Here is a 20,451-nt window from a genome sequence, read left to right as displayed (position 1 = left end):
GCCCTGGGCGAACAGGTGCGCCGCGACCTGCGCGCGGGAACCATCTACTCTGGGCGGAGTGAATCGCCGGATCGTGACGCTTATTGCGGCTCTTGTGCCCATCGTGGTCTTCGGTTCCCTGGGCGCCAATGTGAAAGTCCCGTACGCAGCAGTCGGTCCAGGACCGACCTACAACACGCTGGGCACGCTCTCCGGGCGCGACATCATTGAACTCACGGGCATCGAGCCCGACGAATTCGGTGGGAATTTGAACATGACTACCGTGGCGGTGCGCACGGAACTCTCGCTGTTCGATGCGCTGGGTTTCTGGATCGGCGGACGCAACGGGGTTGTTCCGCTCGATGAGGTGGTGCCGCCCGGGCGCACCAACGAAGAGGTGCGCGAGATCAACCGGCTTGATTTCGAACGCTCCGAGCGTGAAGCCGAACGCGCTGCATTGCGTCATCTCGACTATCCGTTCGTGGTTCAGGTCGCCGAGGTGAGCGAGTCCAGCCCGTCGGCGCGTTTTCTCGAGTCTGGTGACGTGATCACCACCGTTAACGGCACCGACGTCTTCTCGGCGGCCGAGGTGCCCGAAGAACTAGCGGGTATGCCGCCGGGTTCGCGGGTGGAGGTTGGTTTTCTGCGGGCCGGCGAGCCGGGGACCGTGACGATCGCGCTGGGTTCGCATCCGGAGGACGACGACCAGGGCATTCTTGGGATCGCTGTGGTTGACGAGCCGCAGATCGATTTTGAGGTGGCCTTCAACGTCGAACAAGTGGGCGGCCCGTCCGCCGGGCTTATGTTGTCGCTGGCACTGATTGACAAGCTGACACCCGGTGAACTGACTGGGGGCCGCTTTATCGCGGGCACCGGGACGATCGACACCACCGGTGCGGTGGGACCGATTGGCGGAATCCGCTACAAGCTGATCGCTGCGCGAGAAGAAGGCGCCACAGAGTTTCTCGTCCCGGGTGCCAACTGCCGGGAGGCACTGAGCTTCGCGCCCGACGACCTCACGCTCGTGCGGGTCGACACTCTCGATGACGCAGTCAACGCGTTAGCGGAACTGCGTGACGGCGGGGAAGTCGCGGTGTGCTGAACGCGATTTCGCTCTCAGCCGACTCGCTTTGGCTAGGGGTTTCGTGCAAAGCGCCCGGTTTTCCGTAGAGTTGAAGAGAACCCAGTTAATGACCGCAGCGGCGCATGAGTGCCGCCAGGAACGTATGGAGAGGCCTCGTGGGCATAAGGCCCCCCGCTGGAGTACCGACACTGTCCCGTCGCAGCCGGATTCTGATCGTGCTTGCCGCTGTCGGCGGTATCTTGCTCGCCGTAGGTCCGCGCCTGATCGATACCTACATCGATTGGCTGTGGTTTGGTGAGGTCGGTTACCGGAATGTTTTCACGACCGTCCTGTTCACGAGAGTCGCGCTGTTCCTCATTGTCGGCGTGCTTGTCGGACTCATCATTTTCGGATCGCTGGTGCTTGCGTATCGCAGCCGGCCGATCTTCGCTCCGACGTCACCGAACGACCCAGTCGCGCGATACCGAATGGCGGTGACTGGGCGGATCAAGCTCTTCGCGATCGGCATCCCCGCCGTGATCGGTGTGCTCGCGGGCCTAGTCGCACAGGGTAACTGGCAAGTCGTTCAGTTGTTCCTCAATCGGCAGGCCTTCGGCGTAACTGATCCGCAGTTCGGGCTGGATGTCGGCTTCTACGTCTTCGCGCTGCCGTTCTGGGAGTTGGTGCTGAACTGGCTGTTCGTCGCGATTGTTCTTGCGTTCATCCTGAACCTCGTCACGCACTACGTCTTCGGCGGAATCCGCTTCGACAACCGCGATCGCGCCCTCAGCACCTCGGCGCGCGTGCAACTTGCGGTACTGGCAGGAACGTTCATCCTGCTCAAGGCAGTCGCATACTGGCTCGACCGGTATGCGCTCCTATCGAGCAGCCGGAAAGAGCCGATCTTCACTGGTGCCGGGTTTACCGACATCAACGCGGTGCTGCCGGCCAAGCTGATCCTCCTTGCCATCGCGGTAATCTGCGCCGCCGCGTTCTTCGCTGCAATTGTGTTGCGCGATATGCGCATCCCTGCGCTTTCCGCTGGTCTTCTCTTGCTGTCGTCGGTTCTTGTGGGCGCTGTGTGGCCCATGCTCATGGAGCAGTTCTCGGTGCGGCCCAACCCTGTCGACCGTGAAGGTCAGTACATCGAGCGCAGTATCGCGGCCACGCGCGCCGCGTACGGGGTCGAACCGGAGCGCATCGATTACGAAAGCTGGACGGGCATCGGCAGTCGTCCGCCCGCTGATGACCCCGCCGACGTCACGACGATCCAGAACATTCGTCTGCTTGATCCTGCGATTTTGTCTCGCACGTTCACGCAGCAGCAGCAGTTGCGTAACTTCTACGGCTTCCCGGAACACCTCGATATCGATCGCTACGAAATCGAAGGCGAACTGCAGGACTTCATCGTCGCTGTGCGTGAACTCAACCCGCGCGGCCTCGCAGCCAACCAGCAGGACTGGCTCAACAAGCACACCGTGTACACGCACGGCAACGGATTTGTCGCGGCGCCGACCAACCGTGTGAACGCGGCGATCGATGATGTGGAATCAGCCGATAGCTCCGACAGCGGTTACCCGATCTACACCGTGAGCGACTTGTTCAGTGACAACGATCTCATTCCCGTCGACCAGCCGCGAATCTACTACGGCGAACTCATCGCTCAGATGGACCCGGACTATGCGATCGTCGGTGAGACCGAGCAGGCTGGCCCACGTGAGTACGACACCGACGCTGAGCGGTACACCTATAGCGGCGCTGGCGGTGTCTCGATCGGCAACTGGCTGAATCGACTCGCGTTCTTCGCCCAGTACTCGGAGCGCAACATCCTGTTCTCCGATGCCGTTGGGCCGGATTCGAAGATCATCTTCAAGCGCGATCCGCGCGACCGTGTAGAAGCTGTCGCGCCATGGCTCATCCCTGACAGCACGACGTATCCCGCGGTTGTGGATGGTCGGGTCGTCTGGGTTGTCGATGGTTACACCACGCTGAACAACTACCCGTATTCACAGCGGGCCGTTCTTGACAGCATGGTCGAAGACAGCACCGAGACGTTGCGGCCCTTGCCTCCTGAGGAGATTTCGTACATCCGTAACTCGGTGAAGGCCACCGTTGATGCGTATGACGGTTCGGTCACGCTGTATCAGTGGGACGAAGAAGACCCGGTGCTGAACGCGTGGATGGGTGTCTTCCCAGATACCGTGCAGCCGAGGGAAGAGATCTCCGACGAACTGATGGCGCACTTACGGTACCCGGAGGACCTGTTCAAGATTCAGCGCGAGATCCTGTCGCGGTATCACGTCGACGATCCGCGCGAGTTCTTCACGAACAATGCGTTCTGGTCGGTGCCGCAGGATCCGACGGTCGAGAACAACCCGCCAGATCAGCCGCCGTATTACATGCTGATGGGTGACCCGGAGACAGGTGACGCGACCTTCTACCTCACGAGCCCGATGGTCGTCTTCCAGCGTGAGTTCCTCGCGGCGCACATCGCGGTGAACTCGGACCCGGAGAACTACGGTCAGTTCACGATCCGGCGACTGCCGCTCGATACGCAGACGCCAGGCCCGCAGCTCGCGCAGAACTCGATGGTGACCGACACACGCGTCGCGACGGATATCACACTGCTCGAGCGCGCGAACCGGCTCCACTTCGGAAACGTCCTCACGCTCCCGGTTGGTGGCGGCGGCATCCTTTACGTCGAACCGATCTACACGGAGCGCCGGGGCGCTGCGGAAAGCGCCTTCCCACAGCTCGCTCGTGTTGTTGTGAGCTACCGCGGTGCGGATGGCCGAGTACGTATCGGTTACGCGCCGACACTGGCCGGTGCGCTCCGGCAGGTGTTCGACTCACGGACTGCAGGGCTGGCTACGGCTCCCGGCGGTGATGTGACTGAGGCCGAAACGGCCGAGGAAGCAGGCGTCGACATCGAGGCTGAGTTGCCTGTCGATGAAGAGGCCGCTGCCGCTGAGACTGACGGTGAGGCGCCAACACCGCCACCGGCCCCCGCGCCGCCCGCGGACGGTGACGAAGAAGGCATCGTTGCCGAGATGGATGCGGCATTGGCCGCTCTGCGGGAAGCACAGCGCAACGGCAGCTTCTCCGACTACGGTGCCGCGCTCGACCGGCTGGAACGCGCAGTACGTGCGTATGAGCAGACTCGAGGCAACTGACCACAACTAGCCACGGTCAGCCAGAGCCCGCCTGTCCCTGCGGATGGGCGGGCTCTGTCGTGTGCGATGAAAGTCGCCAAAAGCGCTGTATGCGTGGCCTATTGGGCCGATTTGCTTTTGAAACACCCAGGCCTGTAACCTTGGGTTCACCAACGCGGGGTGGAGCAGCTCGGTAGCTCGCTGGGCTCATAACCCAGAGGTCGCAGGTTCGAATCCTGTCCCCGCTACTACAAACCCCCTGTACAAGCCCCCGGCTTGTGCAGGGGGTTTCTGCATGAGCGGCGCGGCCCTACAGTCGCTGGTTCAGCATGGCCCGGATTGTGTCTGTCAAGATCCCGGCAGACACCTCGGGATCGATAGCCCGCTGAAGGCCTAATCCGATGCCCAGGCTAAGCAGGGCGGTGGCGACATCTTCCGCGGACATGCCGAGATCGAGGTCGTAGGCTTCGGTAGCGGCCGCTACCAGTTGGCCGATGGTGTCCCGGATCTCGGCGGCGTCTGCGCTGAGCTGTTGGCGCAACTCATCGTCTGCTTTGGCGCGGACGGCGAACTCGGCCTCGAGTGCAGACCACTGCAGGTCGCCGAGAGTGCGTTCACTCCACGCGGCAAACGCGCTGAGCAGGCCGTCTAGCGTCGTCGCAGTGGACACCTGATCAACGAGCGCAGCCGCGTGCTGTGCGCGAATGTGCCGCAACACCTCGCGGCACAACGCGTCCTTATTGCGGAAGTTGGAGTAAACGGCGCCCTTGGAGAAACCGGCTTCGTCAGCGATCGCATCCAATGACGTCGCGGCGTAGCCCTGGGCGAGCAACATGTGTTGTGCGGTACGCACGAGGTGCCTGCGGGTTTGCGCTTGGCTTTCGGCGCGACTCAAGCGAACCATGACCCCTCCTTGACCTGCTGTGATCCCCACTCAAGCTACCGGGAGAACCCAGATACTGCTAGTATGTGTGCTGGGTGCGCGTCGGTGGCCGGTTCGACGCTGATGATCGTCAGCGGTAGCGTTTATGGCTAATACGTGCTTGCTGCCGGTGGGAGCCGGAAGGGTTGGGGCCGCGGGGAACACTGGCGCGGCCGAACAAGGGGGGTGTCACATGCGGAAGCGCTACCCGCATATAGCGCTCGATAGTTCCGTTGTGATCGTCGCCGGCGGGGCGGGGGGAATCGGCCGGGCGACAGCGGCGCTCTTGCACGACATCGGTGCGATCGTCTGGATCGGTGATATCGACGTAGCGGAAGCGCAGGCTGTGGCGCACGACCTCGGCCCAGGGGCATTCGCCTACCCGCTCGATGTGACGTCGCGGCAGTCGTGGACGGAACTGTGTGCCGCCGTCATCGAACGTCATGAGCGCATCGACGTGCTCATCAACAACGCGGGAATCATGCCTGCCGGCGGCTTTCTGGACGGTCCTGACGATGAGGTCATCGCCACCTTTGACATCAATACCCTTGGTCTCGTCCTGGGGATGCGGGCAGTGCTGCCGCTCATGGTGAGGCAGGGGCGCGGCCATATCATCAATGTGGCCTCCATGGCGGGCAAGGTACCCATCCCAGGACTCGCTGTGTACAACGCCAGCAAGTTCGCGGCCGTCGGTTTGTCGGCGGCGGTACGGGCCGAGTTTGACCGCAGCGGGGTTAGCGTGAGTGCTGTGCTGCCGTGCGGCGTGCGGACGTCGCTGAGTTCGGGTATTCCACTCGGGCAGGGTTTGCCCACGGTGGAACCGGAAGACGTCGCGCGGGCGATTATCCGCAACTGCGAAACACGCCGCGCCGAAGTGGCGGTTCCCGGATACGCGATCGTCTGGGACGTCGTGCGTGCCGTTGTTCCAGAACCGGTGCTGCGCGCCGCAATGCGCATCCTGCGAGCTGACCGGGTGCTTACCGCGGTTGACGAGTCTCAACGCATCACGTATCGATCACGCATGCGCGGACACGTCCGTGCGGTGACACGTGCTGGCGCCGGTGTGCGGAAGTAGGCGGCTGAACTCAACCGCCATTCCGGTCGATGAAGTACAAGCCCGATTCGTCGAAGTGCCCGGTATCGGCGGTCGCGATCATTCCCGCGGCGTGCTCCGGCTGGCGACCTTCAATGCCCTGAGCGTACGCAACGAATACACGGCCAGGCGTGTGCGGCGCGGCGATCCGTTCGCCGTCCGCGGTGAAAAGCGCGACGCGGCAGGTAAATGGTGAGCGGCCGACCGTCCCCGGAGCCAAACGAAGTTCGTCTGGTGTTGCGACCGCGGCGACGGCTCCCGGCGTTGGGCTGTACACAGTATGCAGAACGGGGCCGAAAACCTCTTCAGCGCGGCGGCACAGGTCCTCAGTGAGCGGCGCCCCAGTGCCTATGATGACGCTGAGCGACGAGTGGTCGTACTTTCGCACTCTTTCTGCGCCGAGGTCCAGGATCTCCCTCAGTGCTTCAGGGGTGGCTGCGAGGACATCAGCGCGATGCATCTCAACGAACCGGACGGTCCGTTCCGCGTCGAACCATTGCTGAGAGACCACGGTGCTGCCGAGCGCAAACGCCAACGACAGGAGCGCGAGGGTTGTGCTGTGGTCCCAGTCTCCTGCGAGCACGATGATCTGACCGGCGTGCAGCGGTATGCGATCCAGAAACTGAGCCGAGGCCAGCGCGGATTGCCGCTCACGAGGTACCTCCGAGGAGGTGGCTGCGCTGCTGCCGAGCAGCGTGCCAACCCGAGCGAGACTTCGCAGAGGGGCCTGCGAATGCGCACCAATGAGAGCCCGAAGTGTGGGCCGGAACGGTTCAAGGCTTTCCTCGTCGGACCAGGTCAAGTACCGCGGAACTCTGTCGGAGAGGGTCGCCGCCAGGCCCGTAAACTCGGCGTCGTGGAGCAGTGCGTGCACGCCTGCTGCGGTGCAGAACTCGTCGAGTTCTCCTGCTTTGATCGTTGAATCGACGCGGAGAAGGTGGATGCCGAGTTTTCCTGCAGCGAGCATGGCCAGCACGATGCCCCGCAGATCTCGTGCGAGCACTGCCACAGCGTCAGATGCCCGCACCCCGTCGGCGTGCAGACCCCGTGCCAGCGCGTTGGATTGGCGGTCAAGCTCAGCGAACGTGAGCACCCCGTGGTCGTCGATGAGGGCGGACCTCGCTGGTGTGGATCGGGCAGCATGCTGGCACGTTGCGACGAGCGCGCCATAGCGGCTCGTGGCACGTACATATTTGACGTTCTCAGCGGGGTGGATGTAGGACACCACGCCCGACCGCAAGAGGGCGCGGCTGCCCTTGAATAGCTCGGTGAAGCGTCGTCCGGCACTCGCCGACCGTGTCAGCAACGCAGCAAACTCGGGCATATCGGCACCCGCCCCTCGCTGGACCACTGTGATGACGTATCGTTTCGATCACACAGTAACATCGTGAGCAGTGCGTTCAGCTGAGCTCGTCGGGGGAGTCGCGATCGCGCTGGGGGCGTAAACACCGCGTCCGTTTTCGGGATTTCGGTGCGCGGCACGTACATGTTCGTTATCGTGCCGTTATAGGAATTAAAGGGGGCGGTTCTTGTCCGGTATCCACGCCGACGAGTCGAAGGTGACTGTTGCGCGAGAAGAGCGTCACGCAGGCCGGCGAACGGCTGAGTCGGGAAAATCGAGAATCGGGCGAGTGTATGCGGCCGCCCGAGACCGCATCCCCGATAGTGCGCTCACGATCTTCGTCGCGGTCGCGTCGACACTGATTGCAGGAACGCTCGCCGCGCAAGTTAGTTCGAGTGGTGCGAGCGAACCATCTGCCGCCCGTGCAGCCGTGGGGGAGCCTCGCCACGATGTCAGCACAGCGGGTGCTCAGTCCCCGCTGCAACAAGCTGCGGTGCCACCGATGGCACCGCCAAACGAAGAGCCGGAGGCAGCGGCGGCGCCGGATGTGCCCGCAGCTGACCCGGCCGGAAGTATCGCGGTCCCGGAGGGTATTGCCCGCCCGTTCGCGATCGGGCCCACGTATGGCGGCATCGTGACGTCGGACTTCGGGCCGCGCTGGGGGCAGTTCCACTACGGCCTCGATATTGCGGCCCCGCTCGGCGCCGCGGTGCTCGCCGTCACTGATGGGGTGGTTCTCGAGTCTGGCCCTGCAAGTGGCTTCGGGCTGTGGGTTCGAGTCAGTCAGGATGACGGCACGATCGGCGTTTACGGTCACGTCGATCGCTCACTCGTTACTGCGGGGCAGCACGTCAAAGCCGGTGAAATGATCGCGACGGTGGGAAACCGCGGCCACTCCACGGGGCCGCACCTGCATTACGAGGTCCGCAAGACTGACGGGACGCCCATTAGTCCGCGGCATTGGCTGGCGCAGCGCGGAGTGTGGATTAACTAGCAGCGGCACTTGGCGCGTGCCTGGCTCTTGTATTAGCCGTGCGCGCTGGAAATAATGACCGCTATGACTGAATCATCCGGTGTGCGCGATTCTGGCTCCGCGTGCTGACCTTCGCGAAGCGCATCGGCATGTTCGCCCTCGCGATCCCGACCGCAGTGACTTCCCTGCGGTCGCTGCCACGGCCGTACTTCCTCAATGGCACGGTGTACATCCCCGAGCTCACCTGCCTTGGGGGCGCGGTTGCCGCCACGGACCATCCAGACGCCCCATTTCCAATACCTGAGGGCCAGCAGGAGGATTGACGGACCCCGGTGACTCTCCTCACCTTGCGGTCAATGCGAACCAAGGACCACGCCGCTCATGCAGAATTTTGCATGTCGTTCCCCGATTGGAAGCGGCACCTTTGCTTCGTGTTGGCCTTGTGAGGTGTGACTGATGACTGTGATGCGACGAGTAGCCGTGACCTGGGATGCAGCAGACAGGCTCGAAGGTGAGCTCAATATCCCCGAGGGGACCAACTTTGGTGATTACGCCGCGCTGCTTTCGCTCATGGCTGCGCAGTTGCATGTCGACCCGGGAGAAGTCCGGAGTATTACTGTTGGTCCGATACTCGAAGGTGTCGAGGTCGCGCGCGAGCGCGATTGGAGCGCACTGCTCCCAGCCGCACTGAAGGAAAAGGTGCAAGAATCGTCAGTCATCCAAGCGGTCGTGACGTTGTCGGACGTGCGCCCAGTGGACCTCGGCCGCGGATTGATCACATGGGTGATCAAACAAATTCGGCCTGCCCAGAGCCACGTGGATAACGAGCAGTCATAGACCACGCGAACTGAACGCGCACAAATCCGCCCCGGCCACCATGATCGGTGACCGGGGCGGATTTATCCTCTGAGCTGCTACTTCAGGTCAGCGGAGCTCTTGTTCAGCAGGCGGCGAGCCACGATGAGCTGCTGGATCTGCTGGGTGCCTTCGAAGATGTCGAGGATCTTGCTGTCGCGAGCCCACTTTTCGAGCAGCGGGCGCTCCGAGTATCCCAGCGAACCGGCGAGTTCGACGGCGCGCAGCGTGATCGCTGATCCGGCACGGCCAGCCTTTGCCTTCGACATGGACGCTTCGAGGGAGTTCGGCTTCTTGTTGTCAGCCATCCAGGTGGCACGCAGGGCCAGCTGGTAGGCAGCTTCCCAGTCCGCCTCGAGTTCAAGGAACTCGGCTGCGGCTGCATGCTGAGTGAACGCGGGTGCGTTGTAGTCGATCTCAACACCGGCCTCGCTCAGGATCTTGCGCAGCTCCTCAAGCGCAGCACGAGCGACGCCGATGGCCATGCCAGCAACAAGCGGACGCGTGTTGTCGAAGGTCGCCATGACGCCGCCGAAGCCGGACTTCGTGTCAACCTCGGGGCTGCCGAGGATGTTGTCCTTCGGGATGCGGCAGTCGTCGAGAATGATGGTGGCGGTGTCGGACGCGCGGATGCCGAGTTTGTGCTCGAGTCGCGCCACGGTGATGCCGGGTGCGTCCTTCGGAACGACGAACGACTTGATCGCGGCGCGGCCCTTCGACTTGTCGATGGATGCCCACACCACCACATGGGTGGAGCGGTCACCCGCGGTCACGAAGATTTTTTCGCCGTTGAGGACCCATTCGTCACCGTCGAGGACCGCGGTTGCGGTGACGGCAGCTGAGTCAGAGCCAAAGCTGGGCTCGGTGATGGCCATCGAGGCCCATACTTTGCCGAAACGCTCGAGCTGTTCGTCGGTTGCGACCGAGGCGATCGCGGAGTTGCCGAGGCCCTGGAACGGGATCGCGAGCGTCAGGCCGACGTCACCCCAGCAGGTCTCGATGACGTTCAGCAGCGCCGACATGTTGCCGCCGTTGATGTTGCCTTCCTTGCGCGGCTTCTCGCCGCGGCCCAGGGTGGCACCCGATGCAGCTTGTCCCGCGTCCGCCATACCCTCGACCAGGCTTGCCATGGTGTCGAGTTCGACGGGACGCTCGTGCTCGAGAAGGTCGTACTTGCGTGAGATCGGGCGGAAGATTTCCGCTGCGGCTTGGTGTGCCTGATTCGACGCGGCCACCAGCCTCTTAGGGAGTTCGAGATTGATCATGAAAGTCTCCAGGCGTGAGGAGGGGTGGACTAGATGACGACGACACCTTCAGCGACCGCAACAGCGCGCAGGTCGCGGTACCAGCGTTCGACTGGGTGTTCCTTGGTGAAGCCGTGTCCACCGAGGAGCTGAACACCGTCAAGGCCGATTTGCATGCCCTTTTCCGCGGTCAGGCGGCGGGCGAGTGCGGCTTCGCGCGCGAACGGCATCCCCTGCTCAGCGCGTGATGCACCGCGCCAGGTGACGAGCCGCATTCCGTCGAGTTCGATGCCGATGTTCGCCACCATGAAGGCGACGCCCTGGCGGTGGCTGATCGGCTCGCCGAACGCCTCACGCTCGTTCACGTAGGGAATGACGTAGTCGAGGACAGCCTTGCTGGCGCCGCAGGCAAGCGACGCCCAGCCCAGGCGTGAGAGCTGGATGATGTCTTCGAAGTCCTTGGCGCGGCTGTCAGTGTCACCGTCGCCGAGCAGCGCCGATTCGGGAACCACAACGTTGTCGAGGTTCAGGCGGCCAATGCCCGCCGCACGCAAGCCCATGCCGGGGTCAGCTTCGACGACGAGGCCGGTCGCGTCGGATTCAACGATGAAGAAAGCGGGCTTGCCGCCAAGCTCCGCCGCGACGAGGAACAGTTCAGCTGAGGAAGCGATCGGCACGAGGCTCTTCACACCCTGCAGCGTGTAGCCGCCGGCTGCGCGATGTGCTTTCGTCTCGAGCTTGAACGGGTTGAACAAGGCGCGTGGCTCATTGACCGCCACCACGGCGCCGGGCACGTTCTCGCCCGCGAACGCGGGAAGGTAGGTCTGCTGCTGTGCGTCATTCCCGTACTGGGTGAGCGCAACAGCGAACCCGCTCGGAGCGAGGATCGGCAGTGCAAGACCCATGTCACCGTGTGCGAGCGCCTCTGCGACGAGCGAGTTCGTGATGGCGCCGCGTTCGGCTGCCGCGCCCTCGAAGTCCTCGGGCACGTTGATCAAGGTGATCCCGAGTTCGGCGGAGCGCTTGATCAGGTCAGCGGGGGCCTCCGAGGCGGTGTCTGCGTCGGCAGCTGCTGGCCGCAGGATCTCCGCAGCGAATTCGGAGACTGTTTCGACGATCATCTGCTGTTCGTCGCCGAGGGTCAGGTCGTAAAGACCCTTCTTCTTCGCCTCAGAGTCGGGCAGGCGCTTCGGCTTACCGCCGCCGGAAACCTTCTTGAAGGTTCGGGTTGCGGCACCGAGTGTGCGGAAGCCCGTCTTTGTGGCTTCGTAGGCGACCCGGTCGATGGGCTTCCGGAGGTTGTACTTTTCTGCCAGCTCCGAGCCGGTGAGCGAGGTCAGCACGCGCATTGCGGTGCCGATGGCATCACGCTTCACCGGGTTCAGGCCTACAGCAGAGATCGAGCGCCGCGGTGCGCCCGATGAGGAGTTCTTCTTACTCATGATCTCCAGCTATTCCTGCGAGAAGGGTCAAGGTGACCGCTATCTTACCCGCCGGTAAGGTTGGAGCGGAATGGGCTGGCGAAAATGATTGCGGTGTGTTGTCAGCATCACTGAAGTGCCTGCAATGTGACGTCATGAAGCAGGCCGTTCGTCGCGACGGCACTGCCTCCGTGCGGGCCGTCTTTGCCGTCAAGGGACGTGAACCGGCCGCCCGCCTCACGCACGAGTACGTCGAGTGGGGCGAGATCCCATAGTGATACCTCCGGTTCGGCTGCGATATCGACCGCCCCTTCGGCGACGAGGCAGTACGAGAAAAAGTCGCCGTACCCGCGCAGTCGCCACACCTGATCCGTGAAGTCGATCAGTTTGTCGCGCACTCCGCGCTCAGCCCAGCCGGATAGGCTTGAGATGCTCAGGCTTGCTGACGCCAGGCCGCCGACCTTGGATACCGCGATGCGTTCGGGTGTGCGGTCGCCAACCTGTCGCCATGCGCCCGAGCCGCGCGCTGCCCACCAGCGTCGATGAAGTGCCGGGGCGCTCACTGCGCCGACGATCGGAATGCCGTCCTCGAGCAGGGCGATCAGGGATGCCCACACCGGTACTCCGCGAACAAAGTTCTTGGTTCCGTCGATCGGATCAATTACCCACTGCCGTCCTTTGAAAACAGTGTCGCCGCCAAACTCCTCGCCGAGGATGAGGTCTTGGGGGCGCGCGGCCGCGAGAATCTCCCGAGCACACCTTTCAACAGCCAAGTCGGCGTCGGAAACCGGTGTGAGGTCTGGTTTGTCATCAATAGCGAGATCAATGGCACCAAACCGGTCTGTGGTGATTGTGTCGGCGCGGTCAGCGATTGCATGGGCGAGTTCGAGGTCCGATGCGGCGGTCAGGTCATCCATGATTCGAAACGCTACTCGGGCGTGCGGCCGGGGCAGTCGCGCGGCCTTATTGAAAATGATTACTATTAAGGAATGTCGACTACTCAGCCCGTCCCTGTAACCGTGCTTTCTGGATTCCTTGGCGCAGGCAAGACCACGCTGCTCAACCACATTCTGGCCAACCGTGACGGCAAACGCGTGGCCGTCATCGTCAACGACATGAGCGAAGTCAACATCGACGCGCGACTCGTCAGCGGCGAACTGGGCGGTGAAACCCACCTTGACCGCACCGAAGAGAAGCTCATCGAGCTGACAAACGGGTGCATTTGCTGCACCCTGCGTGAAGATCTCGTCGAATCAGTAGGCGAACTCGCCCGCGATGGCCGATTCGACTACATCCTCGTGGAGTCGACAGGCATCTCAGAGCCGATGCCGGTCGCTGCCACCTTCGAATGGGAATTCGACAGCGGCTTCCAGCTCGGTTCCATCGCCAGGCTCGACGCGATGGTCACGGTCGTGGACACATCGACGTTCCTCAATGAGCTCGCGCGCGGTGAACTACTCGCGCGACGGCAGCTGGAAGCCGGGGAAGAGGACATCCGCAACATCTCTGACCTCCTTGTCGACCAAGTCGAGTTCGCCGACGTCATCCTGCTTAACAAGACCGATCTCGTCAGCGAGGCCGCAGCCGGCGTCGTGGAGGCCACCGCGCGGCGCTTGAACCCGCATGCCCGGATCCTGCGAACGAAGCACGGCAAAGTTGAACTGAGCGAGGTTCTGGGCACCGGCCTTTTCGACCGCGAAAGCGCCTGGGATGCGCCCGGGTGGGCAGAAGAAATCGCCGCGGGCCATACCCCCGAAACTGAGGAGTACGGCATCAGCAGCGTCACGTTTCGCGGTGACCGTCCCTTCCACCCTGAACGGCTCGCGCGCGCCATCGATGGCTTCAAAGGCTTGCTGCGAAGCAAAGGTTTCTGCTGGCTAGCCACTCGGCACCCGTACGCCGCGATCTGGTCGCAAGCTGGCCCACACCTGACGGTTGATCCGGCGCAGCGGTGGTCGGCAATCGACATTCCGCCCGGGCAAGAGATTGTGCTCATCGGGCTCAAGCTTGACCGCACTAAGCCTGAACAAGCGTTGCGTGACGCGCTGCTGACCGACGAGGAACTCAAGGCGGGGCCCGCTGCGTGGCGGCGCTACGCAGACCCGTTGCCGCAGTGGGAGGTCGCACAGCTCGCTCACCAGCATTGAGCTCCGCGTGCGCTCGCTGCCTTGCGAAGCGGGTAGGCTAGAGGACTGTGCATCCCGATGTTTCCGCTGATATCGCCGACCTCGACAACACCCTGAAAACTGTCGAGGCAGTTGTCGACGTCGACGAGTTGCGCACGCGCATTCGTGAACTCGAAGCTCAGGCAGCCTCGCCTGATCTCTGGGACAACCAGGAGCACGCGCAGCAAGTCACCAGTCAGCTCTCGTACGCGCAGGGTGAGCTGCGCCGTGTCGAGGAGTTGCGCCAGCGCATCGACGACCTGCCAATCATGTACGAACTCGCGGAAGCAGAAGAGGGCGCCGCTCAGCAAGACGCGGTGCGCGAGGCCGATGAAGAACGCGTGCGACTGCGCGAGGAGATCGAGCTTCTCGAGGTGCGCACGCTTCTCTCCGGCGAGTATGACCAGCGCGAAGCCCTGGTCACGATCCGCTCTGGCGCCGGTGGAGTCGACGCTGCCGACTGGGCCGAGATGCTCATGCGCATGTATGTCCGCTGGGCCGAGAAGCACAAGTACCCCGTCGAGGTGTACGACACGTCGTATGCCGAGGAAGCGGGCATTAAGAGTGCGACGTTCGCGGTGAAAGCGCCCTACATGTACGGCACCCTCTCAGTGGAGCAGGGCACGCACCGTCTCGTGCGCATCAGTCCGTTTGACAACCAGGCGCGGCGCCAAACGTCCTTCGCGGAGGTCGAAGTGCTCCCGGTGGTGGAGACGACCGACCACATCGACATCCCGGAGACGGAACTGCGTGTGGACGTTTTCCGGTCGTCCGGGCCGGGCGGGCAGTCAGTCAACACGACCGACTCGGCGGTGCGAATTACGCACCTTCCCACCAACATTGTGGTGTCGTGCCAGAACGAAAAATCGCAGCTCCAGAACAAGGCTGCCGCGCTGCGCGTGCTCCAGGCGAAACTGCTCGAACGCAAGCGGCTGGAAGAACGTGCGGAGATGGATGCGCTGAAGGCCGATGGTGGCAGCTCGTGGGGCAACCAGATGCGCTCGTACGTGCTGCACCCGTACCAGATGGTGAAGGATCTGCGCACCGAAGTTGAGGTGAACAACCCGTCAACCGTGCTCGACGGCGAGATCGATCGCTTCCTGGAGGCCGGCATCCGGTGGCGAAAGAGCGAGACTGTCTAGCGTGAAATGCTAGCTGTCGAAGCGTGCCTATACACTCGGCGGCGTGATCAGCCTCGACAACGTGACGAAGGCCTATAAGACCTCGACACGCCCCGCGCTGGACAAGGTCTCTGTCTCGATCGAATCGGGTGAGTTCGTTTTTCTCATCGGCCCGTCGGGATCAGGGAAGTCCACGCTCCTGCGTCTTTTGCTTCGTGAGGATCTGCCGACGTCCGGCGACATCCACGTCGCCGATTTTCATGTCAACAAGCTGCCGGGGCGGAAGGTTCCGAAGCTGCGCCAGAGCGTGGGGTGCGTTTTTCAGGATTTCCGGCTGCTGCCGAAGAAGACGGTGGCGGAGAACGTGGCGTTCGCCCTCCAGGTGATCGGTAAGTCCCGCAAGGAGATCCACGAGACCGTGCCGGAGGTGCTGCAACTCGTTGGGCTCGAAGGTAAGGCGCACCGGATGCCAGACGAACTTTCAGGTGGCGAGCAGCAGCGCGTTGCGATGGCGCGCGCGTTCGTCAATAAACCGAAAGTGCTTCTCGCCGACGAGCCGACGGGCAATCTCGATCCTGACACCAGCAACGACATCATGCTGCTGCTTGAGCGCGTCAACCGCACGGGCACGACCGTTCTGATGGCAACACACGACAACCATATTGTCGATGCAATGCGTAAGAGAGTTGTCGAGCTGAACCACGGCGCAGTCATCCGCGACGAAAAGAGCGGTATCTACGGAGTAGGGCGGTAATGCGACTCACCCTCATCGTCCGCGAGACGTTCGCGGGGCTGTCCCGCAACATCACAATGACGCTCGCGATGATCATCACGACGGCGATATCCCTGGGGCTGTTCGGCGGCGGACTGCTTGTCGTCGATATGACCAACAAGACCGAGCAGCTGTACCTAGATAATGTCGAGGTCGAAATCTTCCTGACCGATGACATCAGCGCGGCTGACCCGGGCTGTGAAACCGATATCTGTTCCACACTGCGTGCGGATCTCGGTGAGTTCCCTGGTGTGACGGAGGTGCGGTACGTCAGCCGGGAGGACGCGCTTGCCATCTATCAGGCAACGTTCGCCGACAATCCCGAGATTCTCGACCTGGTTCGGCCGGAAGCGCTGCCAGCGTCGTTCCGCGTGCGTCTCGACGACCCAGACCAATTCTCCGCGATCTACGAGCACTTCAACCTGTATCCAGGCGTCGAGTCGGTGCGCAACCAGGAAGAACTGGTGCAGCGACTGTTCTCGGTGCTCGATGGATTGCGCAACGGAGCGTTCGCCATCGCGATATTCCAGGCACTCGCAGCGCTGATGCTTATTGCCAACATGGTGCAGATCGCCGCATACACACGTCGTGCCGAGGTGTCGATCATGCGGCTCGTCGGCGCGACACGCTGGTACACGCAGCTCCCGTTCCTCTTGGAAGCGGTTGTCGCGGCGCTGGCGGGTGCCGCTGTAGCGGTGGGCGGACTGTTCCTCACCAAGAATGTTTTTCTCGATGACATATTGGGTGAGGTCTACCAGTCGAACATTGTCGCTCCGATAACGAACGCGGCCATCGCCTCCGTCTCGCCATGGCTAGTGGGGGCCGCAGCCGTGCTGTCGGCGATCACCGGTTATCTCACACTGCGCTTCTACGTGCGCGAGTAATAAATCGCTTGCGACTGCCCGTATCGTTGGAAGGTCATGTTGAGTAGCAAGCCAGGAAGGGCCCTGACGTGAGGGAGAAGGGCCGCAAGGTCATCGCGAGCAACAAGAAAGCTCGCCACAACTACAGCATCCTCGATGTGTACGAGGCAGGCGTCGTCCTGCTCGGCACGGAGGTGAAGACGCTCCGCGAGGGCAAAGCGTCGCTCGTCGATGCGTTCGCCACCGTCGACGACGGGGAAGTGTGGCTGCGCGGATTGCACATTCCGGAGTACGGCCACGGCACGTGGACGAACCATGAGCCGCGGCGCAGCCGGAAACTTCTGCTGCACAAGCGCGAAATCGAGCATCTCGTCGGCAAGACGCGCGAAGGCAACCTCACCCTGGTGCCGCTGTCGATGTACTTCTCTGACGGCAAAGTGAAAGTTGAACTCGCCCTCGCGCGCGGTAAACAACTCCATGACAAGCGGCAGGACATCGCACGGCGCACCGCCGAACGTGAGGCTACGCGTGAACTGGGCCGCCGCATCAAGGGCATGAGCAGCTAGTTATCCACAGGGCTGTGGATAAAGGTCAGGCAGATTGCCGTATTTGCGGCAAACTCGGGGCGTGACGATCGAGAGATACGCCGCCTGCCGAAAGCTGTTGCTGACCGATATGCCGCTCAGAGAAACCCGGAAGGGCCGGTCAGGGTTGCTGAGGCTGCGCCGCAACTGTTATGTCCGCAGTCACGAATGGGACGCAATGTCGCGGGAACAGCAACATCTTGTCCGCATCGCTGCCGTATCAGCGGCACGGCGGCACAGCGGTGCGGTCTTGAGCCACGCATCCGCCGCGCTGCTGCACGGGCTCCCGACGTGGGGCATCAACCTGAAGCGCGTGCACGTGACGCGCGGCCCGCGGTCGGCCGGGCGGGTGACGGACGACCTGCACGTGCATACGGGACTGCTCGCGAGAACCCACCTCATCGCCGGACTGCCGGTCACCGCACCGGCGCGAACCGTTGTCGACCTAGCACGCACCGAGTCGTTCGAGACCGCGGTCGTCATCACGGATGCTGCACTCTGCCGGGGTCTCGTGACACGGGACGACCTCGCTCGCGAACTCGCGGAAGCCCGCCATCGCACGGGAATTCGGGAAGCTGAGAAGGCGATCGCGTTCTCGGACGAGCGAAGCGAGAGCCCCGGCGAGTCGCGCAGCAGGGTGTTCATGCACCAGTTCGGACTGGAACTGCCCTGTCTGCAGGCGTCTATCCGTGATAAGCGGGGCAAGGTTATTGCGCGCGTCGATTTCCTTTTCCCAGGGGGAGTCGTCGGTGAGTTCGACGGCCGGGTGAAGTACGGTCGCGGCGAAGACCTCTTTCGGGAAAAGCAGCGCGAAGATGCCCTTCGGCGCGCGGGTTGGCTCGTTGTGCGCTGGGTGTGGGCTGATCTGGACCGGCCCGACGAGCTTTTCCACCGGATTTCCGAGGCGCTCGCCGAAGCGCAGCACCGTCCGGCGCCGGTAGGGGAATGGTTCGAGCGGCCGCGGCGTTGATTTCCTTAGGAAGCGTGCAGTTCCTCAAGTAACCGCGCATTGCCTCGGGAGGTTTCCTGGGGCGATCACCAGTATCCTGAGGAAATGTGCACTCCGCGAGGAGATTGAGAATTTAATACGGGAATGACAGGGCGGCCGGCAGACGTTACACTCGGTAGTCCTGTAGAACCCACCGCAAGGGGCTGATCGGTTTCGACTGCGTTAGTCGCGATGGGGGAAGCGTGCCGGTGCAGGCAAGAGACCACCGTAAGCGTCGCTGCAAACCAATAAGCGCCGACAATGCTCAGCGCAGCCAGTCTGACTTCGCTCTCGCAGCGTAGTTAGGCAGATGGCTCGTCAGACCGGGAATGCCCTCGGCCCGGACCCTGGCGTCGACTAGAGGGACAAACCGTTTATCCCGGTCACGGGGGTAAGCGGGACATCAAACAGTGACTGGGATCGTCATCACAGCTAGTCCGTGAGACTGTGAGATCCGAGTAGAGGCACAGCGGACTGCGCACGGAGAAGCCCTATCAACACAACGGAGGACCCGGGTTCAATTCCCGGCAGCTCCACCAGAAGCGGCCCGGACCATAAAGGTCCGGGCCGTTTCGTTATCCCAATCACCCACGCTCGAGTTGCGGCCCACCCCACCATTGGTGACAGTGATCTTCTCGCGGTGTCACACCGCTGGAGTCCAGCACCAACCGAGGAGGGCCGATGCACTATGCCGTGGGGATCGCTGGGCTTGCCGTGTTCATGGGGCTCGCATGGGGCGCGAGCTATGACCGGAAGCTCGCTCTCAAGCGGTTGAAATACGTCGCGATCATGCTCGCGATCCAGGTGCTGCTGGGAATCTTCCTGATCCGAACCGCCGTCGGCCAAACAGTCGTCGACGGGATCGCGAGCGGTTTCGGTCGTCTCCTCGAGTTCGCATTCGAGGGGACGTCGTTCGTGTTTGGGCCCCTCGCTGGGGATCCGGATGCGACTAACGGTCTCACCCCAGCATTCTTCATGGCCGTACTGATGCCGATAGTGTTCATTTCAGCGGTGATCGGCATTCTCGAGTGGTCACGGATATTGCATTTCGTGATCCGGTACATCGGCATCGCCATCGGAAAGATCAACGGACTGGGCAAACTGGAATCGTTCGGTGCGTCCGCGTCGTTGCTGCTGGGCCAATCTGAGGTTTTCATTTCGCTGAAAAACCAGCTCCACCACCTCAACGAGCGGCGCCTGTACACCCTCGCGGCGGCCGCGATGTCGACCGTGTCGGCGTCGATCATGGGCTCGTACATGGTGCTGCTCGACCCGAGGTTCGTGGTCACCGCGATCGCGCTGAACTTCTTCGGCATCTTCATAGTCGTTTCGCTCATCAACCCGTACGACCTCGAACCGTCCGAAGACGTCGCCGTGTTCGCGGACGCACGTCACCGCTCATTCTTTGAGATGGTCACCGAGTACATCTGGGACGGGTTTCGGGTCGCGGTGACCGTCGCGGCAATGCTCATCGGCTTCGTTGCGCTGATCGCGATGGTGAACGGCGTGTTCAACGGAGTCTTCGGTGTCACGTTCCAGCAGGTCATGGGGTACGTTTTCGCGCCGCTCGCGTTCCTGACAGGCGTGCCGCCGTCGGAAATCGTCGACGCTGGGAGCCTGATGGCGACGAAGCTGGTGACCAACGAGTTCGTCGCCATGACCCAAATCGCCGCCGGCGAATACGAGCTATCGGAACGCACATACGCGATCGTCGCGGTGTTCCTGGTGTCGTTCGCCAACTTCGCGTCGATCGGAGTGATCGCCGGTGCGGTGAAAGGGCTCGCCACAGCTCAAGGCGACACGATCGCCCGGTTCGGCCTGCGGCTGCTGTACGGCGCGACACTCGTGAGTTTCATCAGTGCAACGATGGTTGGCCTCCTCATCTGACTGTCAGGTCGCTGTGGCAGTCTTGTA

Annotated in this window: 18 protein-coding genes, 1 tRNA gene and 1 other RNA gene; 15 read left to right on the top strand and 5 right to left on the bottom strand. The window is 62.5% G+C overall.

Features of this window, described 5'->3' with window-relative positions; translation table 11 throughout:
• Positions 1-58 precede the first annotated feature (58 nt).
• The 3 genes from ONR57_RS02940 (at position 59) to ONR57_RS02930 (ending at position 4,442) form a co-directional block, all read left to right on the top strand.
• Positions 59-1,081 (top strand): PDZ domain-containing protein, encoded by a 1,023-nt coding sequence (locus ONR57_RS02940; protein ID WP_265121393.1) that lies wholly within the window; start codon positions 59-61, stop codon positions 1,079-1,081.
• 137 nt (positions 1,082-1,218) lie between these two features.
• The gene (locus tag ONR57_RS02935; protein ID WP_265121392.1) at positions 1,219-4,215 is read left to right on the top strand and encodes a UPF0182 family protein; all 2,997 of its coding nucleotides are present in this window, start codon (positions 1,219-1,221) and stop codon (positions 4,213-4,215) included.
• Between the two features lie 153 nt (positions 4,216-4,368).
• A tRNA-Met gene (locus ONR57_RS02930) sits at positions 4,369-4,442 on the top strand.
• Between the two features lie 62 nt (positions 4,443-4,504).
• On the opposite strand, the gene ONR57_RS02925 is transcribed toward ONR57_RS02930, so the two are convergent.
• Positions 4,505-5,098: a TetR/AcrR family transcriptional regulator gene (locus ONR57_RS02925; RefSeq protein ID WP_265121391.1), complete on the bottom strand. Its 594-nt coding sequence runs from the start codon at positions 5,096-5,098 to the stop codon at positions 4,505-4,507.
• Positions 5,099-5,309: 211 nt separating this feature from the next.
• Between ONR57_RS02925 and ONR57_RS02920 the strand changes: the two genes are divergently transcribed.
• Complete coding sequence (locus ONR57_RS02920; protein WP_265121390.1) at positions 5,310-6,191, top strand: SDR family NAD(P)-dependent oxidoreductase; 882 nt, start codon at positions 5,310-5,312, stop codon at positions 6,189-6,191.
• Positions 6,192-6,201: 10 nt separating this feature from the next.
• Here the strand turns inward: ONR57_RS02920 and ONR57_RS02915 are convergent, their stop codons facing one another.
• Positions 6,202-7,533 carry an AMP-binding protein gene (locus ONR57_RS02915; RefSeq protein WP_265121389.1) on the bottom strand — a complete coding sequence of 444 codons (1,332 nt, stop codon included), beginning with the start codon at positions 7,531-7,533 and terminating at the stop codon, positions 6,202-6,204.
• 205 nt (positions 7,534-7,738) lie between these two features.
• On the opposite strand from ONR57_RS02915, the gene ONR57_RS02910 reads away from it, so the two are divergent.
• The 3 genes from ONR57_RS02910 (at position 7,739) to ONR57_RS02900 (ending at position 9,361) form a co-directional block, all read left to right on the top strand.
• Positions 7,739-8,545 (top strand): M23 family metallopeptidase, encoded by an 807-nt coding sequence (locus tag ONR57_RS02910; protein ID WP_265121388.1) that lies wholly within the window; start codon positions 7,739-7,741, stop codon positions 8,543-8,545.
• Between the two features lie 101 nt (positions 8,546-8,646).
• Positions 8,647-8,847 carry a hypothetical protein gene (locus ONR57_RS02905; RefSeq protein ID WP_265121387.1) on the top strand — a complete coding sequence of 67 codons (201 nt, stop codon included), beginning with the start codon at positions 8,647-8,649 and terminating at the stop codon, positions 8,845-8,847.
• Positions 8,848-8,980: 133 nt separating this feature from the next.
• A complete protein-coding gene (locus ONR57_RS02900; protein WP_265121384.1) occupies positions 8,981-9,361 on the top strand; it encodes a hypothetical protein in 381 nt (126 codons plus the stop codon).
• 77 nt (positions 9,362-9,438) lie between these two features.
• Here the strand turns inward: ONR57_RS02900 and ONR57_RS02895 are convergent, their stop codons facing one another.
• The 3 genes from ONR57_RS02895 to hisN form a co-directional block, all read right to left on the bottom strand.
• Entirely contained in the window at positions 9,439-10,644 is a 1,206-nt protein-coding gene (locus tag ONR57_RS02895; RefSeq protein ID WP_265121382.1) for an acyl-CoA dehydrogenase family protein, read from the bottom strand.
• Between the two features lie 29 nt (positions 10,645-10,673).
• A complete protein-coding gene (locus tag ONR57_RS02890) occupies positions 10,674-12,065 on the bottom strand; it encodes an acyl-CoA dehydrogenase family protein (protein ID WP_265121380.1) in 1,392 nt (463 codons plus the stop codon).
• Between the two features lie 107 nt (positions 12,066-12,172).
• Positions 12,173-12,961 carry a histidinol-phosphatase gene (hisN, locus tag ONR57_RS02885; protein WP_265121378.1) on the bottom strand — a complete coding sequence of 263 codons (789 nt, stop codon included), beginning with the start codon at positions 12,959-12,961 and terminating at the stop codon, positions 12,173-12,175.
• A 72-nt stretch (positions 12,962-13,033) separates the two neighbouring features.
• Between hisN and ONR57_RS02880 the strand changes: the two genes are divergently transcribed.
• The 8 genes from ONR57_RS02880 to ONR57_RS02845 all read left to right on the top strand — a co-directional run bounded on the left by ONR57_RS02880 (position 13,034) and on the right by ONR57_RS02845 (position 20,424).
• Complete coding sequence (locus ONR57_RS02880; protein WP_265121377.1) at positions 13,034-14,191, top strand: GTP-binding protein; 1,158 nt, start codon at positions 13,034-13,036, stop codon at positions 14,189-14,191.
• Between the two features lie 47 nt (positions 14,192-14,238).
• Positions 14,239-15,351, top strand: coding sequence for a peptide chain release factor 2 (gene prfB, locus ONR57_RS02875; RefSeq protein ID WP_265121376.1), 1,113 nt, complete (start codon positions 14,239-14,241; stop codon positions 15,349-15,351).
• 43 nt (positions 15,352-15,394) lie between these two features.
• The gene (gene ftsE / locus ONR57_RS02870) at positions 15,395-16,084 is read left to right on the top strand and encodes a cell division ATP-binding protein FtsE (protein ID WP_265121374.1); all 690 of its coding nucleotides are present in this window, start codon (positions 15,395-15,397) and stop codon (positions 16,082-16,084) included.
• Positions 16,084-16,986 (top strand): permease-like cell division protein FtsX, encoded by a 903-nt coding sequence (gene ftsX, locus ONR57_RS02865; protein ID WP_265121372.1) that lies wholly within the window; start codon positions 16,084-16,086, stop codon positions 16,984-16,986. The genes ftsE and ftsX overlap by 1 nt, the downstream gene beginning before the upstream one ends.
• A 68-nt stretch (positions 16,987-17,054) precedes the next feature.
• Positions 17,055-17,531 carry an SsrA-binding protein SmpB gene (smpB, locus tag ONR57_RS02860; protein ID WP_265121371.1) on the top strand — a complete coding sequence of 159 codons (477 nt, stop codon included), beginning with the start codon at positions 17,055-17,057 and terminating at the stop codon, positions 17,529-17,531.
• A gap of 61 nt (positions 17,532-17,592) precedes the next feature.
• Positions 17,593-18,519 (top strand): hypothetical protein, encoded by a 927-nt coding sequence (locus tag ONR57_RS02855; protein ID WP_265121369.1) that lies wholly within the window; start codon positions 17,593-17,595, stop codon positions 18,517-18,519.
• A 178-nt stretch (positions 18,520-18,697) separates the two neighbouring features.
• Positions 18,698-19,076, top strand: a transfer-messenger RNA (tmRNA) gene (gene ssrA, locus ONR57_RS02850).
• 142 nt (positions 19,077-19,218) lie between these two features.
• On the top strand, positions 19,219-20,424 hold the full coding sequence (locus ONR57_RS02845; RefSeq protein WP_265121367.1) for a NupC/NupG family nucleoside CNT transporter: 1,206 nt from the start codon (positions 19,219-19,221) through the stop codon (positions 20,422-20,424).
• The last annotated feature ends 27 nt before the right edge of the window (positions 20,425-20,451 follow it).

Source organism: Hoyosella sp. YIM 151337 (genome assembly GCF_026041215.1).
GTDB lineage: Bacteria > Actinomycetota > Actinomycetes > Mycobacteriales > Mycobacteriaceae > Hoyosella.
The sequence above is the reverse complement of the archived record's forward strand: the minus strand, read 5'-3'. Positions and strand labels throughout refer to the sequence as shown.

Coding starts and splice junctions, on each gene's coding strand:
- ONR57_RS02920 (WP_265121390.1), top strand. CDS start 5,310: ATGCGGAAGCGCTACCCGCATATAGCGCTCGATAGTTCCGTTGTGATC.
- ONR57_RS02915 (WP_265121389.1), bottom strand. CDS start 7,533: ATGCCCGAGTTTGCTGCGTTGCTGACACGGTCGGCGAGTGCCGGACGA.
- ftsX (WP_265121372.1), top strand. CDS start 16,084: ATGCGACTCACCCTCATCGTCCGCGAGACGTTCGCGGGGCTGTCCCGC.
- ONR57_RS02925 (WP_265121391.1), bottom strand. CDS start 5,098: ATGGTTCGCTTGAGTCGCGCCGAAAGCCAAGCGCAAACCCGCAGGCAC.
- ONR57_RS02880 (WP_265121377.1), top strand. CDS start 13,034: ATGTCGACTACTCAGCCCGTCCCTGTAACCGTGCTTTCTGGATTCCTT.
- ONR57_RS02845 (WP_265121367.1), top strand. CDS start 19,219: ATGCACTATGCCGTGGGGATCGCTGGGCTTGCCGTGTTCATGGGGCTC.
- ONR57_RS02895 (WP_265121382.1), bottom strand. CDS start 10,644: ATGATCAATCTCGAACTCCCTAAGAGGCTGGTGGCCGCGTCGAATCAG.
- ONR57_RS02890 (WP_265121380.1), bottom strand. CDS start 12,065: ATGAGTAAGAAGAACTCCTCATCGGGCGCACCGCGGCGCTCGATCTCT.
- hisN (WP_265121378.1), bottom strand. CDS start 12,961: ATGGATGACCTGACCGCCGCATCGGACCTCGAACTCGCCCATGCAATC.
- ONR57_RS02900 (WP_265121384.1), top strand. CDS start 8,981: ATGACTGTGATGCGACGAGTAGCCGTGACCTGGGATGCAGCAGACAGG.